This is a genomic window from Paraburkholderia sp. SIMBA_054 (assembly GCF_046534875.1).
Classification (GTDB): domain Bacteria; phylum Pseudomonadota; class Gammaproteobacteria; order Burkholderiales; family Burkholderiaceae; genus Paraburkholderia; species Paraburkholderia hospita.
Genome location: NZ_JAWRXV010001126.1, coordinates 1 through 258, shown reverse-complemented (window position 1 = coordinate 258; position 258 = coordinate 1). Strand labels below are relative to the sequence as shown.

At 33.7% G+C, this 258-nt stretch carries 1 protein-coding gene; it reads right to left on the bottom strand.

The window, feature by feature from the left end; genetic code table 11:
* Positions 1 to 258: acyltransferase family protein (locus tag SB822_RS58670; protein ID WP_410859318.1), on the bottom strand; the 258-nt coding region annotated here is incomplete at both ends.

Genomic DNA, 258 nt, shown 5'->3' with positions numbered 1-258 from the left:
ATAAAGAAAAAATCCCATGATTATATAAAAAGTTAGTTCGACGGTTAAACTCCAATAAGCTCCATCTACATGCGGTATTAGAAGATGTCCCTGCAACATTGTTAAGTTTACAATGGCATCGCTCAAAGAGACCCCTCTACCTTTTAAATCGTAAACTTTTACTGCTACAAAAGTAATTATTACAGCGACTATATATGCTGGATATAACCTCAAGGCTCTCCTCTTAAAAAATTCTTTTACACTATCGATTTTTGTTAG